Annotated in this window: 15 protein-coding genes and 2 pseudogenes; 8 read left to right on the top strand and 9 right to left on the bottom strand. The window is 70.7% G+C overall.

All coding sequences use genetic code 11. The features are described 5' to 3' along the window. Positions 1-1,772 (top strand): DEAD/DEAH box helicase (locus tag NH287_RS12420; protein ID WP_253035874.1); only part of this gene is annotated, 1,772 nt, incomplete at its 5' end. 22 nt (positions 1,773-1,794) lie between these two features. Next, entirely contained in the window at positions 1,795-2,220 is a 426-nt protein-coding gene (locus tag NH287_RS12415; protein ID WP_253035873.1) for a GNAT family acetyltransferase, read from the top strand. Between the two features lies 1 nt (position 2,221). On the opposite strand, the gene NH287_RS12410 is transcribed toward NH287_RS12415, so the two are convergent. After that, positions 2,222-4,318, bottom strand: a complete 2,097-nt coding sequence (locus NH287_RS12410) for an intein-containing Rv2578c family radical SAM protein (protein ID WP_253035877.1) — start codon at positions 4,316-4,318, stop codon at positions 2,222-2,224. A gap of 96 nt (positions 4,319-4,414) precedes the next feature. Here NH287_RS12410 and NH287_RS12405 point away from each other — a divergent pair, with 96 nt between their 5' ends. The 3 genes from NH287_RS12405 (at position 4,415) to NH287_RS12395 (ending at position 8,098) form a co-directional block, all read left to right on the top strand. Then, positions 4,415-5,365: a M15 family metallopeptidase gene (locus NH287_RS12405; RefSeq protein ID WP_253035872.1), complete on the top strand. Its 951-nt coding sequence runs from the start codon at positions 4,415-4,417 to the stop codon at positions 5,363-5,365. Between the two features lie 120 nt (positions 5,366-5,485). After that, positions 5,486-6,649 (top strand): acyl-CoA dehydrogenase family protein, encoded by a 1,164-nt coding sequence (locus NH287_RS12400; RefSeq protein WP_217529244.1) that lies wholly within the window; start codon positions 5,486-5,488, stop codon positions 6,647-6,649. 93 nt (positions 6,650-6,742) lie between these two features. Further along, positions 6,743-8,098 carry a CotH kinase family protein gene (locus tag NH287_RS12395; protein WP_253035871.1) on the top strand — a complete coding sequence of 452 codons (1,356 nt, stop codon included), beginning with the start codon at positions 6,743-6,745 and terminating at the stop codon, positions 8,096-8,098. Between the two features lie 21 nt (positions 8,099-8,119). Here the strand turns inward: NH287_RS12395 and NH287_RS15490 are convergent. The 8 genes and pseudogenes from NH287_RS15490 to NH287_RS12350 all read right to left on the bottom strand — a co-directional run. Next, a pseudogene (locus NH287_RS15490) lies at positions 8,120-8,372 on the bottom strand (UTRA domain-containing protein); the annotation flags it as partial. Between the two features lie 36 nt (positions 8,373-8,408). Then, on the bottom strand, positions 8,409-9,653 hold the full coding sequence (locus tag NH287_RS12380) for a saccharopine dehydrogenase family protein (protein WP_253035868.1): 1,245 nt from the start codon (positions 9,651-9,653) through the stop codon (positions 8,409-8,411). A 19-nt stretch (positions 9,654-9,672) separates the two neighbouring features. Next, positions 9,673-11,217, bottom strand: a complete 1,545-nt coding sequence (locus tag NH287_RS12375) for an APC family permease (RefSeq protein WP_253035867.1) — start codon at positions 11,215-11,217, stop codon at positions 9,673-9,675. A gap of 163 nt (positions 11,218-11,380) precedes the next feature. Further along, the gene (locus NH287_RS12370) at positions 11,381-12,139 is read right to left on the bottom strand and encodes an energy-coupling factor transporter transmembrane component T (protein WP_253035876.1); all 759 of its coding nucleotides are present in this window, start codon (positions 12,137-12,139) and stop codon (positions 11,381-11,383) included. Positions 12,140-12,180: 41 nt separating this feature from the next. Next, entirely contained in the window at positions 12,181-13,983 is a 1,803-nt protein-coding gene (locus tag NH287_RS12365; protein ID WP_374209390.1) for an ABC transporter ATP-binding protein, read from the bottom strand. A gap of 36 nt (positions 13,984-14,019) precedes the next feature. Beyond that, positions 14,020-14,571 carry an ECF transporter S component gene (locus tag NH287_RS12360; RefSeq protein WP_253035866.1) on the bottom strand — a complete coding sequence of 184 codons (552 nt, stop codon included), beginning with the start codon at positions 14,569-14,571 and terminating at the stop codon, positions 14,020-14,022. A 45-nt stretch (positions 14,572-14,616) separates the two neighbouring features. Next, positions 14,617-15,588 (bottom strand): pirin family protein, encoded by a 972-nt coding sequence (locus NH287_RS12355; RefSeq protein WP_253035865.1) that lies wholly within the window; start codon positions 15,586-15,588, stop codon positions 14,617-14,619. A 4-nt stretch (positions 15,589-15,592) separates the two neighbouring features. Beyond that, complete coding sequence (locus NH287_RS12350) at positions 15,593-15,901, bottom strand: GNAT family N-acetyltransferase (RefSeq protein ID WP_217529952.1); 309 nt, start codon at positions 15,899-15,901, stop codon at positions 15,593-15,595. Between the two features lie 195 nt (positions 15,902-16,096). Here NH287_RS12350 and NH287_RS12345 point away from each other — a divergent pair, with 195 nt between their 5' ends. From NH287_RS12345 to NH287_RS12335, 3 genes and pseudogenes are all read left to right on the top strand, one after another. After that, on the top strand, positions 16,097-18,358 hold the full coding sequence (locus tag NH287_RS12345) for a carbon starvation CstA family protein (RefSeq protein WP_217529951.1): 2,262 nt from the start codon (positions 16,097-16,099) through the stop codon (positions 18,356-18,358). Between the two features lie 13 nt (positions 18,359-18,371). Then, positions 18,372-18,608, top strand: coding sequence for a YbdD/YjiX family protein (locus tag NH287_RS12340; protein WP_253035864.1), 237 nt, complete (start codon positions 18,372-18,374; stop codon positions 18,606-18,608). A 23-nt stretch (positions 18,609-18,631) separates the two neighbouring features. Then, a pseudogene (locus NH287_RS12335) lies at positions 18,632-18,967 on the top strand (sensor histidine kinase); the annotation flags it as partial.

The raw sequence follows: 18,967 nt of genomic DNA, 5'->3' as shown, positions 1-18,967 counted from the left end.
GCTTCGACCGCGCCGCCGGTGGCGAGCGCCCGCGTTTCGATCGCGCCGGTGGTGCGGAGCGCCCGCGCTTCGACCGCGAACGTGGCAGCGACCGCGGAGATTTCGATCGTCGGGGCCCCCGTGGGGCCGATTCGCGTCGGGATGGGCAGGATGTCCGCGGTTACGGCCGCCCCGAGCGCGACGATCGTGCGCGGTTCGGCCGGACCGAGCGCCCCCGCCTCGACCGCGCGGACCGTGGCAACGACCGCGGAGATTCCGACCGCCGCGCCCCTCGTGACGCCGGTAGCGGCCGTGACGCACGCGATTTCCGCGGTACTGGCCGTCCCGAGCGCCCGCGCTTCGACCGCGCCGACCGCACCGCGCGCTCGTTCGACGACCGGCCCCGCCGCGACGACCGGCCCCGCCGCGACGAGCGCGCGAACCGGTCGGATTGGACCCACGCGGCCGGAGGCTCCGCGCGGCGCGGCAGCGGCGCGTGGAGTGGCCGTGGGGAGAAGGCCGCCGAGAAGTCGAAGGCGCTTCAGGAGCACGTCGACGTCGTGCACGAGCGTCTCCAGGCCGAAGCGGTGGATGCCGCATCCGTCGAGCAGGCGTCGTTCGCCGACCTCGGGCTCGGCCAGAACATCGTGCGCACCCTCGAAGGTCTCGGCGCCACGAGCCCGTTCCCGATCCAGGCGGCCACAGTCCGTCCGATCCTCGAGGGCCGTGACGTCCTCGCCCGTGGCCGCACCGGCTCGGGCAAGACGATCGCCTTCGGTGCTCCGCTCGTCGAGCGTGTGCTGCGGGGCCAGGCCGGCAAGCGCCGCGCGTGGGGCCGTTCGCCGCAGGCGCTGATCCTCGCGCCGACGCGCGAGCTCGCGCTGCAGATCGACCGCACCGTGCAGGAGCTCGCGCAGAGCGTGGGCCTGTTCACGACGCAGGTCTACGGCGGCGTCCCGCAGGGCCGCCAGGTCGGCGCGCTCAAGAAGGGCGTCGACATCGTCATCGGCACCCCGGGTCGCATCGAGGACCTCGAGAAGCAGGGCAAGCTCGACCTGTCCGAGGTCGGGATCGTCGTCCTCGACGAGGCCGACCACATGAGCGAGCTGGGCTTCCTCGAACCGATGCAGCGGATCCTCCGCCTCGTGCAGGACGACGCGCAGAAGCTGCTCTTCTCCGCCACGCTCGACCGCGAGGTCGCTGCTCTGGTCGACGAGTTCCTCGTGAACCCGGCCGTCTACGAGGTTGTGGGCGAGACGCAGGAGACCAGCACGATCGATCACCGCGTCCTCGTGATCGACCACCGCGACAAGGCCGAGATCCTCACCTCGCTCGTCGACCGCGACGGCAAGACGCTCGTCTTCACGCGGACCCGTGCGTACTCCGAGATGCTCGTCGAGCAGTTCGAGGATGCCGGGATCGCCGCCGTCGCCCTCCACGGCGACCTCAACCAGGCCAAGCGCACCCGCAACCTGCAGCGTCTGACCGACGGCAAGGTGAACGTGCTCGTCGCGACCGACGTCGCGGCGCGCGGCATCCACGTCGACGACATCGACCTGGTCGTCCAGGCTGACGCTCCCGACGAGTACAAGACGTACACGCACCGCTCGGGCCGCACCGGTCGCGCGGGCCGCGCGGGCACGGTCGTCACGCTGATCACGCGTCAGCGTCGTCGGCGCATGACCGAGATGCTCGAGCGCGCCGAGATCGATGCGCCTTTCGACGAGGCGCGCATCGGCGACGACGTGCTCGAGGAGATCACGGGTCGTCAGGCCGCGAACGTCGACGCTTGAGCAGTGTCACTAGGGTGGGCGGATGCCGCTCGTCATCCGCCCGCTCGGTGATCCCGACGTCGACGCGGTCGTGTCCCTGTGGCACGACGCCGGCCTGACCCGCCCCTGGAACGACCCGCACCGCGACATCGCGCGTGCCCGCGCCGTCTGGCCCGACCTCCTTCTGGTCGCGGCGGACGGCGACCGCGTCGTCGGCTCGGTCATGGCCGGGTACGACGGACACCGCGGCTGGTTGTACTACCTCGCATCGGCTTCCGACCGGCGCGGCGAGGGGATCGGGCGGATGCTGGTGGCCGAGGCGGAGCGACGGCTCGAAGCGCTCGGCTGCCCGAAGGTGATGCTCATGGTCCGCGAGGGCAACGACGCGGTCGCCGAGTTCTACGACGGCATCGGCTACGCCCGCGACGCGACCTCCGTCCTCGGCAAACGCCTCATCCCCGACGACTGAGTCAGAACAGCATCGCGGCCGCCTGTTCGCGCGTCGCCGTCTTCATGACCGGACCCGTGGTCCGCACCGGGCCGAGCCCGCGCGGGGGAGCGTCCTCCTCTTCGAGCCTGCCGTGCAGTCCGTGCTTACGCAGCAGCGGACGCACCCGCGCGGACAGCCAGGACCGGTACCCCTTCGGCGCCGAGACCGAGACGCCGGGGTAGAGACCGCGGTAGGCCGGCACGAGGTCCGGGCACTCGCGTTCCAGCCACTGCCAGAACCACTCCTTCGCGCCCGGCCGCAGGTGCAGGGCGCCGAAGACGACCCGACGCGCACCGGATGCCGCGATCCGCGCGATCGCGTCGGCGAGCACGTCGATCCCGTCGGTCAGGTGCGGCACGATCGGCATGAGGAACACGGTCACCGAGAAACCGGCATCCGTCGCGGCCTTCACGGTGTCGAGCCGTGCCTGGAACGACGGCGCGCCCGGCTCGAGGAGTTGACGCAACGGTTCGTGGGGGATCGCGATCGACATGGCGATGTGGATCGGGACGCGGGTCGCGGCATCCGTCAGCTGCGGCAGGTCGCGGCGCAGCAGCGTGCCCTTCGTGAGGATCGAGAACGGCGTGCCGCTCGAGGCGAAGGCGTCGATGATGCCCGGCATCAGCCGATAGCGGCCCTCGGCCCGCTGGTAGGGATCGGTGTTCGTGCCGAGGGCGACCGGTTCGTGCCGCCACGACGGCTTGGCGAGCTCCCGCGCGAGCACCTCCGCCACGTTCACCTTCACGACGATCTGCGAGTCGAAGTCGGCCCCCGCGTCGAGGTCGAGGTAGGTGTGCGTGTTGCGGGCGAAGCAATTGTGGCTGACCACCCCGGCGGCGATGAAGTCCTCGGTGTCCGTGGAGATGTCGACGAGATCGCGTTCACCGACGTCCTCGATCGAGATCACCGTCAGATCGGTCGCGGTCTTCACGGCCGCGCCCACGATCGACAGTTTCCGCGTGATGGCGGGGCTGGTGATCCGGAAGAACCGATCCCGCGAGGGCAGCCCGCCGGTCACGCGGATCGCCCTCAGACCATTGGGCCGCACGGGCTCTCGGATGAAGCTGATCCCGAAGTGGTCGAGCGAGGTCGACACCATCTCGAGCAGCCGCTCGTCCGTGTTGACGATGCGGAGGATGCCGCGCGAGCACGAGCCCTCCGCATCGAAGATGCCGGACAGGAATCCCGCCCTCCAGGCGGACGAGGGTGCGATGGGTTCGACGATCAGCGTCTCGATCGTCTCGACATCGGCCTGCCGTGCCGTGTGGATCGCCGTCATCGGCCGCCGCACGTCCGTCGCCGGAGTGAACGCTCGCTCGTGCGTGAGAACTCCTGCCCGCTCCAGGAAGCGCCGAGTCCGGTCCAACGCGTCGACATCCGCCAACGCGAGGCGGAATCGGTGAATCACCCGGACCCGCTTCGCGTCGGTGTACGTGCCATGGAAGATCATCCCGTCGCCGCGGATCATCCCACTGAGGTATCCCCGTTCGAAGTCCGGGTCGGCGACGAAAGCGCTCTGCCCGCGCGGGGCGCCCATCCCGAACCCCTGCAGACGATTCCCCGTGGTCAGATGCGGACGACGGCCGGCGCCCGATGTCGTCCCCGTCACGTGCTTCCATCCGCGCTCGGTCAGGAACCGATGATCGCCACTCGCGATGATCTCCGTCCCGTCGGCGAGGGTGATCCGGTAGGCCGCTTTCCGGGTGTGCCAGACGGCGCGCACCGTCGTGGGGACGTAGCGCCGGTACGCACCATCCACGCGCGTCCCCATCAGGTCCTCGCCGACGCGCACGTCCCCGAGCCGCTTGTGTCGACCCTCGGCCGTCATGACCAGGGTCTCGGGATCCAGGCAGTACGTGCACGCATGCGAGCAGCCTCGATACGGGTTCACGGTCCACGAGAACGGCATCGCGGAACCGCTCGGCACGCGGTTCAGCGCGGACTTCGCGACCACCTCGTGGAACGTCATCCCGGCGAACTCCGGCGTCGTCACCGAGCGGACGAGACCGCCCATCGACTCGAGCCCGGGCAGGGCGGCCTCATCGACCGTCGAGATGTCCTGCCCCTGCCACCGCATCTCCTCAGTCGAACACATCTACGAGGGAAGAGTCAATGCCGCGCCCGGGAGAGTAGAACATCGAGGACGCACTCTCCGGCCTGGGACAATGATCACGTGTCAGAGTCGAGGAGCGCCGCGAGGCGGCGGGTGCTCCGTCGGCGACGCCAGCGCCGCGCGGTCGTCCTGCTCGCCCTCGTCGCGACGCTCATCATCGCCCTCGTCGTCGTCCTCCCGCGCGCCCGCGCCCCCGACGACGCCGTCGCCGAACCGGCATCCACCCCCGCTCCGCCCTCGTCCGCGCCGACGAGCACGCCGACGCCGACGCCGGAGACCCCCGAGGCCGAGCCGGCCTTGTGCGAGACGGATGCCGTGACCGCGGCGCTCGAAAACGGCTCCGACCGCGACGTGATCGCCGCGTTCGGCGGCGCCGAACCGTTCCGCGCGGCGATCGCCGACGGCGCGGCCCCCTGCGTCGACCTGCACGAGGCGGGGCGCCTCTGGGTGGTCGCGAACAAGCGGCATCCCCTCGATCCGATCGACTACTGGCCCACACCGCAGGCGCGCCCGCAGGACACCCGGATCGTGGCGGGCGGGTGGCTGCTCGACGAGACGGCGGCGGCGCTCGACGAGCTCTCGGCCGACGTGCGGGCCGCGGCGGGCACCATCGGGGTGAGCAGCGGGTTCCGCCCCTACGACTTCCAGGTCGACACCTACAACCGCTACGTCTCGATGCGCGGCAAGGCCGCCGCCGACCTCCGGAGCGCACGCCCCGGCCACAGCGAGCACCAGACCGGACTCGCCGTGGACGTCGTGGCATGCGACTCCGGATGCGGCGACCATGACGGCTTCGGCGGCACCCCGCAGTCGGACTGGATCGCCGAGAACGCCTGGCGGTACGGCTTCATCGTCCGCTACGAAGAGGGACGCACCGCGACGACGGGCTACTCCGCCGAGCCGTGGCACCTGCGGTTCATCGGCCGCGAGTTGGCCGCCGCCTACGCCGACGGCGGCTTCCACACCCTCGAGGAGTTCTTCGGACTCGAGCCCGCCCCCGACTACGGCTGAGGCTCGCCGCGGAACTCAGTCGCGCTCACCCTGGCATCCGATCCCACGGCGCGCGTACAGTGGAGGGTGGCGACGCCGCCCACGAGCGCAGCGTCGCGCCGACACGAAGGGGGTCCGCACATGGAGCGGAACATCTACGACGAGGACCACGAAGCGTTCCGCGACGTCGTCAAGGAGTTCATCAAGCGCTACGTCACCAACGAGAAGCGCGAACAGTGGGATGCCGCCGGCGAGATCGACCGGGCGACGATGCGCGCGGCCGGCGAGGCCGGTGTGATCGGGCTCAGCGTGCCGGAGGAGTTCGGCGGCGCGGGGATGCTGCAGGACTACCGCTTCCGCACGATCGTCAATGAAGAGGTCATCCGGGCCGGTGCGGGATCGCTCGCCGGCGCCTTCGGCATCCAGGACGACCTGGCCGTGCCCTACCTCGTGCACATGGGCACGCAGGAGCAGAAGGAGACCTGGCTTCCCCGCATGGCGACCGGTGAGATCATCGGTGCGCTCGCGATGACCGAGCCCGGTGCGGGATCGGACCTGCGCGGCATCTCGACGACCGCGAAGAAGACCGACGGCGGCTACATCGTCAACGGCGCGAAGACCTTCATCTCGTCGGGCGCCACCGCCGACATCTTCGTCGTGTTCGTGAAGACGGGCGAGGGCAACCGGCCGGACGCCTTCTCGCTGCTGCTGCTCGAGGCCGACATGGCGGGCTTCGACCACGGCAAGAAGCTGCACAAGATGGGTTTCCACGGCCACGACACGGCCGAGCTCAGCTTCACCGACGTCTTCGTCCCCGACGCGAACCTCATCGGCGGCGAAGAGGGCAAGGGCTTCATCCAGCTCATGATGAACCTGCCGCTCGAGCGCCTGTCGATCGGTGTCGCGGGCGCCGCGGCCGCGCAGGCGGGCGTCGAGTGGACGGTCGCGTACACGAAGGACCGCGAAGCCTTCGGTCAGCGGATCATCGACTTCCAGAACACCCGCTTCACCCTCGCCGACCTCGTCACGACCGTCGACGCGCTGTGGGCCTACGTCGACCGCGCGATCACCCTGTACGGCGAGAACAAGCTGTCCGCCGAGGATGCCGCTCAGGTCAAGTTCTGGGCCACCGAGCGCGAGTGGGAAGTGCTCGACGCCTGCGTCCAGCTGCACGGCGGCTACGGCTACATCATGGAGTACCCGATCGCGCGCGCCTTCCTCGACGCCCGCGTCCACCGCATCTACGGCGGCACGAACGAGATCATGCGCGACATCGTCTCGCGCCGGATCGCCGGCAAGCGCTGACCCGAGGACCTCGGCGGCGCGGGGCGACGAACCCGAATGCTGTCGTTAGCCGCGTCTTAGGCGCGGTTAAGGACGGCGGGGTGGGATCGGCGCATGCGCATTCGACACCTCCGCCTCGCTCTTTCGCTCGCTCTCGTCTCGGCGGGAGCCGTCGTTCTCGCGGGGTGCGTCGCCCCCGCCACCGACGAGAGGGAGGGGGAAACGGATGCCGCACGTCTCTCGACCTCGACGGCCAGCTTCTGGGACTCCTCCACCGTCCACTCGATCTCGGTCGACGTGGACGACGACGCGCTCGCCGAGCTGCTCGAGACGTACGAGAGCACCGGGGACAAGGAATGGATCGAGGCCACCGTCACGATCGACGGCGAGGTCTATGAGGGCGCGGGGCTGAAGCTGAAGGGCAATTCGTCGCTGAAGAGCGTCACGAGCGACGACGACCCGAGCGGCATCCCGTGGATCATCCGGCTCGACAAGTTCGTCGACGGCCAGAACCACGAGGGCATCACCGAGTTCGTCGTCCGGGGGAACAGTTCCGAGACCTCCTTGAACGAAGCCGTCGCGCTCGATCTGCTCGACCTGGCCGGCCTCGCCAGCGAACAGGCCGCGGCCACGCGGTTCACGATCGCGGGGTCGACCGCGCTGCGCCTGGTCGTCGAGAACCCGGGCGAGAGCTGGAACGACTCCACTCTCGGCGCGACCGCGCTGTACAAGGCCGAGTCGGGCGGGGACTACTCCTACCGCGGCGACGATCCCGAGTCGTACACGGACGTCTTCGATCAGGAGGCGGGCGACGACGACCTCACCCCGCTCATCTCCTTCTTGAAGTTCATCAACGACTCCGACGACGAGACGTTCAGCGCCGAACTGTCGGCGCACCTCGACGTCACGGAGTTCGCGACCTACCTCGCGTTCCAGGATGTCGTCGACAACTTCGACGACATCGACGGGCCGGGGAACAACTCCTACCTCGCCTACGACGCCGACACCGGCCTGATGACCGTCGTCAACTGGGATCTCAATCTCGCCTTCGGCGCGTCGCCGGGCGGTGTCGGAGCGGGCGGTGCCGGCGGGGTCGGGATGGCGATGCCCGACCGCGGCGACGCGGTAGCACCCGACCGCGGTGATGTGGGAGCGCCCGAGGGCGACGCCCGTGCGGATCGGCCCACCCTGCCGGGTGACGACGCGGGCGCGCAGATGGGCGGCGGCGGGGGTCGCGGCGGCTCGAACACCCTGGCCTCGCGTTTTCTCGCCGACGAGGACTTCCACGCGCTCTACGAGAGCGAGCTCGAGAAGCTGAAGGATCTCTTCTACGGCTCGGGCGCCGCGGAGGACATCCTCCAGACCTGGTCGGATGCGCTCGTGGCCGGTGCCGGCGACCTGGTCGACGCCGACGTCATCGCCGCGGATGCCGCGGACCTGACGGCATCCTTCGAGCGACTCGCGGACTGACCTCGGCGGCGTGAGGCGGGCCTACTTGGCGACGAGGGTCGTCTCGAAGCTGTAGAGGTCGGGGCGGTAGCAGTGGTGGCCGTACTCGAACGCCCGGCCGGAGTCGTCGAAGGCGACACGTTCCATCGTGAGGACCGGGCCGTCGGAGTCGATGTCACTCCTCGAGCTGCTCACGGGTGATGTCGGCGAAGTCCGACGGCAGGTAGTTCTCGAGCACCGCGATGGGGACGCCGTCGGTGCTGCGCTGCCGGCGCACGAAGACGACGTCGTCGCCCCGGCCGGATCGGGACCTCGCCGTGCGACCCGCGGCTCAGGCCTCCGACGCGACGGGATGCGGCTGCTCGCGCATGCCCCACGGCGAGCTGTAGCCCTCGGGTTTCGGTGCCGCGAGCAGGTCGAGGAACGGCTTCGCGTCGAACGCCTCCGGGCCGAGCACGCCCGTGCCCGACCAGGTGCCGCGGGCGAGCAGCTCGAGCGCGATGACGGGGTTGATCGCGGTCTGCCAGACGACGGCCTGCGAGTTGTCCTCGCGCATCGTCTCCTCGTTGTCAGCCACGTGGTACAGGTACGTCGAGCGGGGCTTCCCGTCCTTGCCGGTGCCCGTCACCCAGACGCCCGCGCAGGTCTTGCCGCTCATCTTGTCGCCGATCGTGGCGGGGTCGGGCAGGGCAGCCGCCACGACGTCGCGCGGTGAGACCTGCACGCCCTTCACCGACAGCGGGTCGGTCTTGTCGAGGCCGAGCTTGTTCAGCACCCGCAGCACCTCGATGAACTCGTCGCCGAGGCCGTACTTGAACGTGACGCGCTTGGCCTTCGTCCACCGCGGCATGAGGAGCACTTCCTCGTGCTCGACGTTGACGCACTCGACCGGACCGATGCCCTCGGGGAAGTCGAACACCTCCGGCTCGCTGAACGGCTCGGTGACGTACCAGCCCTTCCCCTCCTCGTAGATCACGGGCGGGTTCAGGCACTCCTCGATCGTCGTCCAGATCGAGAACGACGGCGCGAAGTCGTACCCGGCGACGACCAGGTTCGCCCCGTCGCGCACGCCCAGCTCGTCGATCTCGTCGAACAGCTCGTCCTCCGCGTACCGGGCGAAGACGTCCGACAGGCCCGGCTCGACGCCGATCCCGACGAGCGCCAGGCGCCCGGCTTCCTTCCACTCCTGCTCCTTGGCGAACTGCTCGTCGCCGAGCTTCACGCCCACTTCCTCATAGGGGCGTTCCGGATGCCGCTGCGACAGGCTCATCGCCATGTCGAGGTACGTCGCGCCGGCCGCGAACGCGCCGTCGAAGATCGGCATGACGAATCGCGGGTCGACGGCGTTCAGCACATGGGTGGCGGAGTGCTCGCGGATCAGGGATGCCACGGACTCGGCGCTCGAGGCATCCACCTGCGCCGCGGCGAACCGCTCGTCGCCGAGTTCCGCCACGAGCGCCTCGGGGCGGGCCGGGTCGTAGTCGGCGATGACGACGGCCTCGAAGAAGTCGCGGCGGCGGAGGATGCGGGCGGCGGCACTGCCGACGCCGCCGGCGCCGATGATGAGGATGCGCATGCGGGGTCCTTCCGGGCGGTCAGATGCCGCCGTCGATGGAGCGGGGGAGGGTGCTCGTGTCGTCGGGGACGAGCACGGGGGTCTCGCGGTTGAGGCTCTCGCCGCGGAAGAACCGCTTCGAGCGCGGGAAGAGGAACCACAGGAGCATGAGCACGACGCCGAGGCCGAGCGCGCCGATGCCGACGACGAAGGTCGATCCGACGCCGAGCAGCGTGCCCGAGTAGCCGTAGTCGGGGTTCAGCATGTCGATCGCCGACTGGATGAAGGCGTAGGTCAGCATGAGCGCGCCGAGGAGGGGGAACACGCCCTTGAACCAGGTGTCGCGCGCGGAGCGGAACAGGTCCTTGCGGAAGTACCAGACGCAGGCGTACCCGGTGATGGCGTAGTAGAACGCGATCGCGAGGCCGAGCGAGAGGATCGTGTCCTGCAGGATCGCGTCGCTGAGCGAGGTCATGACGACGTAGTAGACGCTCGCCACGACGCCCATGACGAGGGTCGAGAACGAGGGCGTCTTGTAGCGGGGGTGGACGTCCTTGAACTTCGCCGGGAGGGCGCGGTACACGCCCATCGCGAGCGTGCCGCGCGCCGTCGGCAGGATCGTCGTCTGCGTCGACGAGACCGCCGAGATGAGGACGGCGACCACGAGCAGCCAGCCCCACGGGCCGAGCAGCCCGTCCTTGATCGCGAGGAAGAAGTCGTCGGCGTTGTCGACGTTGCCGAGGCCCGTGCCGTCCTCGCCGATGCCGGCGTACATCATCGCCGCGATCGTGACCGAGACGTAGGTGACCAGCAGCAGCACGCAGGTGAGGAGGGCGGCGAGGCCCGGGATGCGCTTGGGGTCCTTCGTCTCCTCGTTGAGGGCGAGGCAGGTGTCCCACCCCCAGTAGATGAAGATCGCGAGCAGGATCGCCTCGATGAACCCGCCCCACTCGCCGAAGGCGAACGGGTTCAGCCACTGCCAGTCGAACGGGGTCGGGTTCGGGGCCGAGCCAGAGAAGAACTGGGTGAGCGCCGCGATCACGAAGACGATGAGGGCGAGGTACTGGATGCCGAGCAGCACGTTCTGGATGCGCTCGCCGATCTCGACGCCGCGCCACGACACGTACGTCATCGCGGCGATGAAGGCGACCGCGACGAGGACGATCCGCCAGTCGTTCGGCTCCTCGAACTCCTGGCCGAGGAGGGCCCAGAAGTAGATCGAGGCGACCTGCGCGAGGTTCGCCAGCACGATCATGCCCGCGATCGCGACGCCCCAGCCGCCCATCCAGCCCACCCATGGGCCGAACGCCTTCGTCCCCCACGTGAACGTCGTGCCGCAGTCGGGCACGTCGTTGTTGAGCTCGCGGTAGGCGAAGGCGATGAGCAGCATCGGGATGAAGGCGATCACGAACGCGATCGGCGCCTGCCCCCCGACGGCGAGGACGACGTAGCCGAGCGTCGCGACGAGCGAATACACCGGCGCGGTCGAGGCGAGGCCGATGACGGTCGAGCCCCACAGGCCCAGGGTGCCGCGTGCGAGGCCCTTGCCGTCCGGACGGGTCAGATGCACAGGCGTCGTGGTCACGCCGACCTCCTCAGGGAAAGCGATCCGCCTTCCCGCGGTCGGGTAACCGTGCGGCGCCGTCGCCGTCCTGAGCGGGAAGTGGCCTCACCCTAGCACCGGCGTTCCACGCCGCACGAGACCCGGTGTCAGTGCGCCGCAGGTGCCCGCGCGGGAGGGGGGAGGCTCAGACGCCCCAGGGGAACAGGGCCGTCAGGACCACAGCGGAGACCGCCCAGAAGACGAGCACGAACACCGTGTCGCGCGCTCGCCACGGCAGCAGGTACCGCTCGGTGCGGTCGCGGTGGGCGCCGAACGCGCGGGCGTCCATCGCGAGCGCGACCCGTTCGGCGTGCCGGATCGCGCCGGCCAGCAGCGGCACGACGTAGCCTGCCCAGCGGGCGATCGCGGCGAACGGCCCGCGCCCGCCGTGCGCGCCGCGCACCCGGTGCGCCTGCCGGATCACCTCGAGCTCGTACCCGAACCGCGGCACGAACCGTATCGCCGCGAGCGCGGCATAGCCGATGCGGTACGGCACACGCAGCTGCTGCACGGTCGCGCGCACGAGGTCGGGCCCCGTGGTCGTGAGCCCTGCGATGAGCCCGAGCGCGAGGATCGCCGCGAGGCGCGCCCCCGTCGCGAGCCCGACCTCGACGGCGCCCGAGTAGAGGGTCCAGGATCCGACCGAGAGGATCGGCGCGGTGCCGTCGACGAGGTCCCGGTCGACCCACAGTCCCAGCGACAGACCGATCGCGGACGCTCCGATCGGGATGCCGAGAAGCAGCAGCGCCGCGACCCGCACCGACACGCGGGTGCCGGTGAGGATCACGAGGTACGCGAGGGCGAGGAAGACGAGCGGGGTGACCAGATCGCGCGAGAAGACGAGGGCCACCATCGCCGGCAGGGGAGCTGCGAGCTTGGCGAGCGGGCCGATGCGGCCGAGCATGCCCCGGGCGGGGGCGCCGGTGTAGGGATCGGCGACGGCGGTCACGACGCACCTCCGCCCAGGGCCCGCAGCGACGTCACGCCGGCGAGCCCGGGATGCCGCGTCACGCCCCGCAGCGCCTCCTGCAGCGCCGGGCGGCGCAGACCGCTCTCGCGCAGGAGCGTCTCGTCGGCGAACACGTCGGCGGTGGCGGCATCCGCTCGGATCCGACCGTCGTGGACGACGACCGTGCGATGCGCGTACTCGGCGACCAGCTGCATGTCGTGCGTGACGACGACGATCGTCGTGCCCGCCTCGTTGAGGTCGCGCAGCAGCCGCAGCAGTTCGTCGGCGCGGGCGCGGTCCTGCCCGAACGTCGGCTCGTCGAGGGCGAGGATCGGGGCTCCCGCGATGAGCGCCGTCCCGACCGAGAGGCGCCGCTTCTGGCCGCCCGACAGCAGGAACGGGTGCACGTCGGCCTTGCCCTCGAGGCCGAAGCGCTCGAGCATCGCGGTGGTGCGCGCGTGGATCTCGGCCTCGCCGAGTCCGCGTCCGCGCAGGCCGTGAGCGAGCTCATCGAAGACGGTGTGCGCGATGAACTGGTGCTCGGGGTTCTGGAAGACGAAGCCGATCCGGCGCGACAACTCGCGCAGGCCGGTGCGCGACGCGTCGACCCCGTCGACCCGCACCGTGCCGCGCGGCGGCGGGATGACCCCCGCCATCGCCTGCACGAGCGTGGTCTTGCCCGCGCCGTTCGCTCCCACGACGGCGACGAACTCGCCCGCCCGCACCGTCAGATCGACGCCGTGCAGCACGGTGCGCCGCCCGCGCCGGAGGGTGAGCCCGCGCACCTCGACCGCGGTGCGCTCGTTACTCCGGACGGATGCTGCCGTCGGCATGTCATCGGACACCGACGGACCCATCGATCCGGAGAACGGTCCGCCGCGGGCGCGACCGGGCGCCTCCGCCGCCTCGAGCGCCTCCGTCAGCTCCGCAGGGGTCAGCGGCGTGCGGGGGAGGTGCCAGCCGGCCCGCCGCAGGGCGAGGGCGGCCATCGTCGAGACCGGGAGCCAGACGCCGATCGCCTCGAGCTCCTCGGCGCGCCCGCGCAGCACCGCGTCGACGGTGCCGTCGGCGACCGTGCGGCCCTCCGCGTCGAGCACGACGACGCGGTCGGTGAGGCCGACGGCGGCGTCGAGGTTGTGCTCGACCAGCAGGATCGAGCGACCCTCGGCGGCGACCGCGCGCAGCGCGTCGTAGACGTCCTCGATGCCGGCCGGGTCGAGGTTCGCGGTGGGTTCGTCGAGGACCAGCAGCTCCGACCCCATCGCCAGCGCGCACGCGATCGCCAGGCGCTGCTTGCCGCCGCCGGACAGCCGGTCCGGGTTCTCGCCGCGGCGCTCCCACAGTCCGACCTGGCGCAGTGCGGCTTCGGTGCGCGCGAGGACGTCGGCCACCGGCATCCGCAGGTTCTCGGGGCCGAAGGCGACGTCGTCGAAGACCGTGCCGGTGATCAGCTGCGCGTCGGGGTCCTGGAACACCATGCCGACGTGGGCCGCGAGCTGTGCGACGGGCGTCGTGGCCGCAGCGAATCCGCGCACAGCGACCTCGCCGGTGAGGGTCGCCGGCACCGCCTGCGGGATCAGGCCGTTGGTCGCGAGGGCGAGGGTGGACTTGCCCGAACCGCTGGGTCCCAGCAGCAGGACGACCTCGCCGGGGGCGATGTCGAACGCGACGGATGCCGGGATCGCGGCATCCGCTCCCTCGTGGGTGATCGCGACTCCACGCACGCGCAGCAGCGGCGTGGGCGGCCGGTCGTCGCGGGGCGCCTGCGCCGTGGTGGGGTCGGAGGCGGCAGGGCTCACGGACGGTCCAAACGAGGAGGGCGGGTCGGCCTGAGCTTAGCCTGCCCTAACTCCTCGCGCCACGCCCGCGCGGCGCAGGCTCTCGCCCACGCCGAGGCCGGCCGCCGTCCACACGACCGGACCGGCGAGCGCGATGACGAGGTAGGCGATCTGCGCCCACGCCGCGAGCTTTCCGAGGTTCGCCGCGTAGAACACGACGACGGCGACGAGGACCCCGATGGCGAGAGCGGCGGCGAAGAAGCGCCACGCCCCCCACGAGCGGTACCGCGTCAGCGCGGCGACGCCCTCCTGGATCGCGCCGAACAGGAGTGCCGTCCCGAGGAACCGCCCGATCCACGCCGGGTTGACGGCGCTCGCGACGAGCGCCGCGAGCACGTGCGTCGTCAGGGCGACCAGCGGTAGACGGAACACCTGCTGCGCGATGATCCCCGGCAGCACGTGCGACCCGAGCACGAGGCCGTAGGCCCACGGTGCGGCGGCGAGCACGAGCGGGGTGATCGCCCCGGCCACGCCGCCCAGCAGACCCGTCGCGACTCCGAGCGCGGCGCACACCAGCAGCACGCGCGTCGAGAGGAGTGTGCGGGTCACGGATTCAAGGCTATCCGCGCCCGAGAGGGCCCCGGCCGTGCAAAATCAGGCGCGACGACGCCGCTTCGTCAGTCGGACGGTGGGCAGCGGCGGGGCCGGGATGCGCTCGTCGCCGTGGGTGACGACGTGCCCGAAGCGAGGGCTGTCGGCCTCCCACTCCTCACGCGCGGCGACGATCTCCTCGTGGCTGCGCCCGACGAAGTTCCACCACATGACGATGTCGCTCTCGAACGGCTCGCCGCCGAGCAGGAACACCGTGACGTCGGTGGGCGCGCCGATCTCGATCCGCTCGCGCCCGACGCCGAGGTAGAGCAGGTCGTTGTCGCCGAGGGCGACGGGCTCGTCGGCGGAGTGCACGAGCGGCGCACCGTCGACCCCGACGATCGCGTGCTCCCACGCGGGGTTCAGCGGGATCCGGATGCGAGCACCGGCCGGGATGAAGACCTCCGCGCCGACGATGGGCGTGTACATGGTGGCGGGGGAGCGGATGCCGGCGAGCTCGCCGACCACGACGACGGCCGCCGCGCCCTCGCCGAGTTCGACGATCGGCAGATCGGTGTGCCGCTCGAAGTCCGGCCCGCCGTGCCGGCGCGACTCGGGCAGGGCCACCCAGAGCTGGAGCGCGTCGGTGACGGACGGCTCGTCGCCCATCGAGTACTCGGAGTGCGCGATGCCGGCGCCGCTCGTCATGATGTTCAGCTGTCCGCGCTTGATGACGACGTCGGAGCCGATCGTGTCGCGGTGCCGCGTCTCGCCCGCGAAGGGCCACGTCACCGTCTGCAGCCCGATGTGCGGGTGCGGTTCGACCCGCATCGTCGTGACCTGCGGCCCGAACCGGTCGAGGAAGCACCAGGCGCCCACCATCGGCAGCTCGCGCTGCGGCAGCGCGCGGTGCACCTGCATGCCCCGCACCCCGCCGAGGGGCACCTCGCGCGAGGTCAGCAGGACGGAACGCGGGCCGTCGCAGGATGCCGGGGCGTCGACGGTCTCGGTGGGATCGGCGTCGAGGCGGGTCATCCGGTCACTCCGCGTCGGGTGAGACGACGGTGAGGCCGGGAACGTCGTTGCTCTCGAGGTACCCGGCGACGAACGGGCACGTCGGGACGACCTCGGCGTCGCGTCGCGCGAGGTCGGCGAGCGCCTCGGAGACGAGGATCTTGCCGAGACCCTGGCCCTTGTAGGCGGGGTCGACCTTGGTGTGGGGCATGACCGTGCGACCGGCGTCGTCGGTCGTGATGAGCGTGTACCCGGCGACCGCGCCGTCGACGTGGATCTCGTAGCGGTTCTTCTCGTCGTTGCGCGTGACCGTCGGTGCGGCGTCGTGTGCCACGGGGACCCCCTCTGTCGTGTGGGTCAACCGTATGCGGCCCGTGCGTCTTCCCGCCAGGACCCCACGCCTCCGCCCGTGCCGTTCGTCGCGCCGGTCGGGCCGCTCGTCGCAGCGGCACCCGTCCGAGCGGGGAGGCGCGGCATCCCTCTTCTTACCCTGTCGTGTACGCAAAGACGCGCCCTGAAGGAGTCGCCCATGTCTGCACCGTCGCGCCGTGGCAAGGCCGCCACGCTCGAACCCGATCCCTCCCTTCCCCCCGTCGCCCTCACCGAGGAGCAGAAGACCAAGGACGGCCGCTGGACGCCGCTGAAGATCGTCGTCTGGGCCGCCATCGCCCTCGCCGGCGGTCTCGGCTGGACGATGCTCGCGATCGTCCGCGGTGAGACCGTCAACGCGATCTGGTTCGTGTTCGCGGCCGTCGCCACCTATCTCATCGGCTATCGCTTCTACTCGAAGGTCATCGAGAAGCACCTGCTGCGGCCCGACGACCGTCGCGCCACGCCCGCCGAGGTCAAGCAGGACGGCAAGGACTACGTCCCGACCGACCGTCGGGTGCTCTACGGCCACCACTTCGCCGCCATCGCCGGCGCGGGCCCGCTCGTCGGTCCCGTCCTCGCGGCGCAGATGGGCTTCCTCCCCGGCACGATCTGGATCATCGTGGGCGTCGTCCTCGCCGGCGCCGTGCAGGACTACACCGTCCTCTTCTTCTCGATGCGCCGCGGCGGTCGCACCATCGGCCAGATGGCCCGTCAGGAGCTCGGCCGCATCGGTGGCACCGCCGCGATCATCGCGTCGCTGCTGATCATGCTGATCATCGTCGCGATCCTCGCCCTCGTCGTCGTCAACGCACTCGGCGAGAGCCCGTGGGGTGTCTTCTCCGTCTCGATGACCATCCCGATCGCCCTGTTCATGGGGCTGTACCTGCGGTACCTCCGCCCCGGCAAGGTCACCGAGGTCTCGATCATCGGCTTCGTCCTCCTGATCGCTGCGATCGTCGCCGGCGGCTGGGTCGCCGAGACGGCGTGGGGACAGGAGTTCCTGCAGCTCGACCGCACCGTCATCGCGTGGGGCATCATCATCTACGGCTTCATCGCCGCGGTCCTCCCGGTCTGGCTGCTGCTCGCCCCGCGCGACTACCTGTCGACCTTCATGAAGATCGGCGTCATCGTGATGCTCGCCGGCGCCATCGTGCTCGTGCGCCCCGAGATCACCGTGCCGGCGGTCACCGACTTCGCGCTCGAGGGCACCGGGCCGGTGTTCGCCGGACCCCTCTTCCCCTTCCTCTTCGTGACGATCGCGTGCGGTGCCCTCTCGGGCTTCCACGCGCTCATCTCGTCGGGGACGACGCCGAAGCTCGTCGAGAAGGAGCGCCAGACGCGCTTCATCGGCTACGGCGGCATGATCATGGAGTCCTTCGTCGCGATCATGGCCCTCGTCGCCGCGATCTCGATCGACCAGGGCATCTACTACGCGATGAACGCGTCGGCCGCGGCCACGCAGGGCACCGTGGAGGGTGCGGTCGCGTTCGTGAACTCGCTCGGCATCACCGGGGTGAACCTCACCCCCGAGATGCTCACGAGCACGGCGGCGGCGGTCGGCGAGGAGTCGATCGTCTCGCGCACCGGTGGTGCGCCGACCCTCGCGCTCGGCCTCGCGCACATCATGCAGCAGGCCCTCGGCGGCCCCGCGATGATGGCGTTCTGGTACCACTTCGCCATCATGTTCGAGGCGCTCTTCATCCTCACGGCGGTGGATGCCGGTACCCGCGTCGCGCGCTTCATGCTGCAGGACTCGATCGGCCACTGGGTCCCCAAGTTCCGCGACGTCTCGTGGCGTCCGGGCGTGTGGATCACGACGGCGATCATGGTCGCCGGCTGGGGAGCGATCCTCATCCTCGGCGTCACCGACCCGCTCGGCGGCATCAACACGTTCTTCCCGCTGTTCGGCATCGCCAATCAGCTCCTCGCCGCGATCGCGCTCGCCGTGGTCCTCGCGATCATCGCCAAGCGCGGCCCGTCGTTCGTGAAGTGGCTGTGGATCGTCGCCCTGCCGCTCGCGTTCGCCGCGGTCGTGACGATCACCGCGTCGGCCTACAAGATCTTCTCGCCCAACCCGGCGATCGGATACTGGTCGAACCACTTCCGCTACCGCGACGCGCTCGCCGCCGGCGACACGACCCTCGGCACCCCCGAGGTCATGGGCGCCGTCATCCGCAACACCTTCGTGCAGGGCACCCTGTCGATCGTGTTCGTGACGCTCGCGATCATCGTGATCATCGCCGCGGTGGCGGTCACGATCACCGCGATCCGCCGCGGCGGCGGCGAGAACCACGAGGACGAGCCGGTGCCCTCACGCCGCTTCGCCCCGGCCGGCTTCATCGCCACTCCGTCCGAGCGCGAGCTCGACAAGCAGTGGGAGCCGATCCTCGCCGACGAGCGCGCGGCGAACCGGCACTGAGGGGGCCCCGGAAATGAGTACTCCGACGGATGCCGCGGTCTCGCCGATGCGAGCGATGCTCGACCTGATCGTGCGGGCGGGCCGCGGCATCCGCTGGTACATGACCACCCTCATGGGCGACACGGCCTACGCGACGTACGTCGCGCACCACCGGCGCGCGCACCCCGGGGAGGAACCGATGACCGAGCGGCAGTTCTGGCGTCAGAAGATGGACGACCAGGACCGCAACCCGGGCGCCCGCTGCTGCTGACGCCCGCGATCTAGGCTCGTCGCATGACCGATGCCGTCGTCCTCGCCGCCCTGCTCGGCGTGGTCGGCGGCATCGTGCTGTCGGCCGTACTGCTGCTCGCGCGACGCTACGCGCGCGGCGCGGGCGGGCTCGGCAGCGAGGCGGAGGAGGCCACCTACCGCGCACTGCACCAGGCGAGCCTCGCCGCCCCCTACCTGCGCGGCGGGCTCGACACCCCCGACGTCGCCCGCGCCGCGAAGCACCTGCGAGCCGTGCTCGGCAGCCGCGCCGTCGTGCTCGTCGTCGGCGACGTGATCGTCGCGCGCGACGGTCAGACCGAGGGATTGGATGCCGCGGCCCGCCGCATCGCGGCGCAGGTG

Origin of the sequence: Microbacterium sp. CnD16-F (assembly GCF_024124465.1) — a bacterium.
In the GTDB taxonomy this organism is placed as follows: domain Bacteria; phylum Actinomycetota; class Actinomycetes; order Actinomycetales; family Microbacteriaceae; genus Microbacterium; species Microbacterium gawkjiense.
The sequence above is the reverse complement of the archived record's forward strand: the minus strand, read 5'-3'. Positions and strand labels throughout refer to the sequence as shown.

Excerpts from the sequence above, each read along its gene's own strand:
- NH287_RS12415 (WP_253035873.1), top strand. The coding sequence starts at position 1,795 with ATGCCGCTCGTCATCCGCCCGCTCGGTGATCCCGACGTCGACGCGGTC.
- NH287_RS12410 (WP_253035877.1), bottom strand. The coding sequence starts at position 4,318 with ATGCGGTGGCAGGGGCAGGACATCTCGACGGTCGATGAGGCCGCCCTG.
- NH287_RS12400 (WP_217529244.1), top strand. The coding sequence starts at position 5,486 with ATGGAGCGGAACATCTACGACGAGGACCACGAAGCGTTCCGCGACGTC.
- NH287_RS12395 (WP_253035871.1), top strand. The coding sequence starts at position 6,743 with ATGCGCATTCGACACCTCCGCCTCGCTCTTTCGCTCGCTCTCGTCTCG.
- NH287_RS12380 (WP_253035868.1), bottom strand. The coding sequence starts at position 9,653 with ATGCGCATCCTCATCATCGGCGCCGGCGGCGTCGGCAGTGCCGCCGCC.
- NH287_RS12370 (WP_253035876.1), bottom strand. The coding sequence starts at position 12,139 with ATGCTCGGCCGCATCGGCCCGCTCGCCAAGCTCGCAGCTCCCCTGCCG.
- NH287_RS12355 (WP_253035865.1), bottom strand. The coding sequence starts at position 15,588 with ATGACCCGCCTCGACGCCGATCCCACCGAGACCGTCGACGCCCCGGCA.
- NH287_RS12345 (WP_217529951.1), top strand. The coding sequence starts at position 16,097 with ATGTCTGCACCGTCGCGCCGTGGCAAGGCCGCCACGCTCGAACCCGAT.
- NH287_RS12340 (WP_253035864.1), top strand. The coding sequence starts at position 18,372 with ATGAGTACTCCGACGGATGCCGCGGTCTCGCCGATGCGAGCGATGCTC.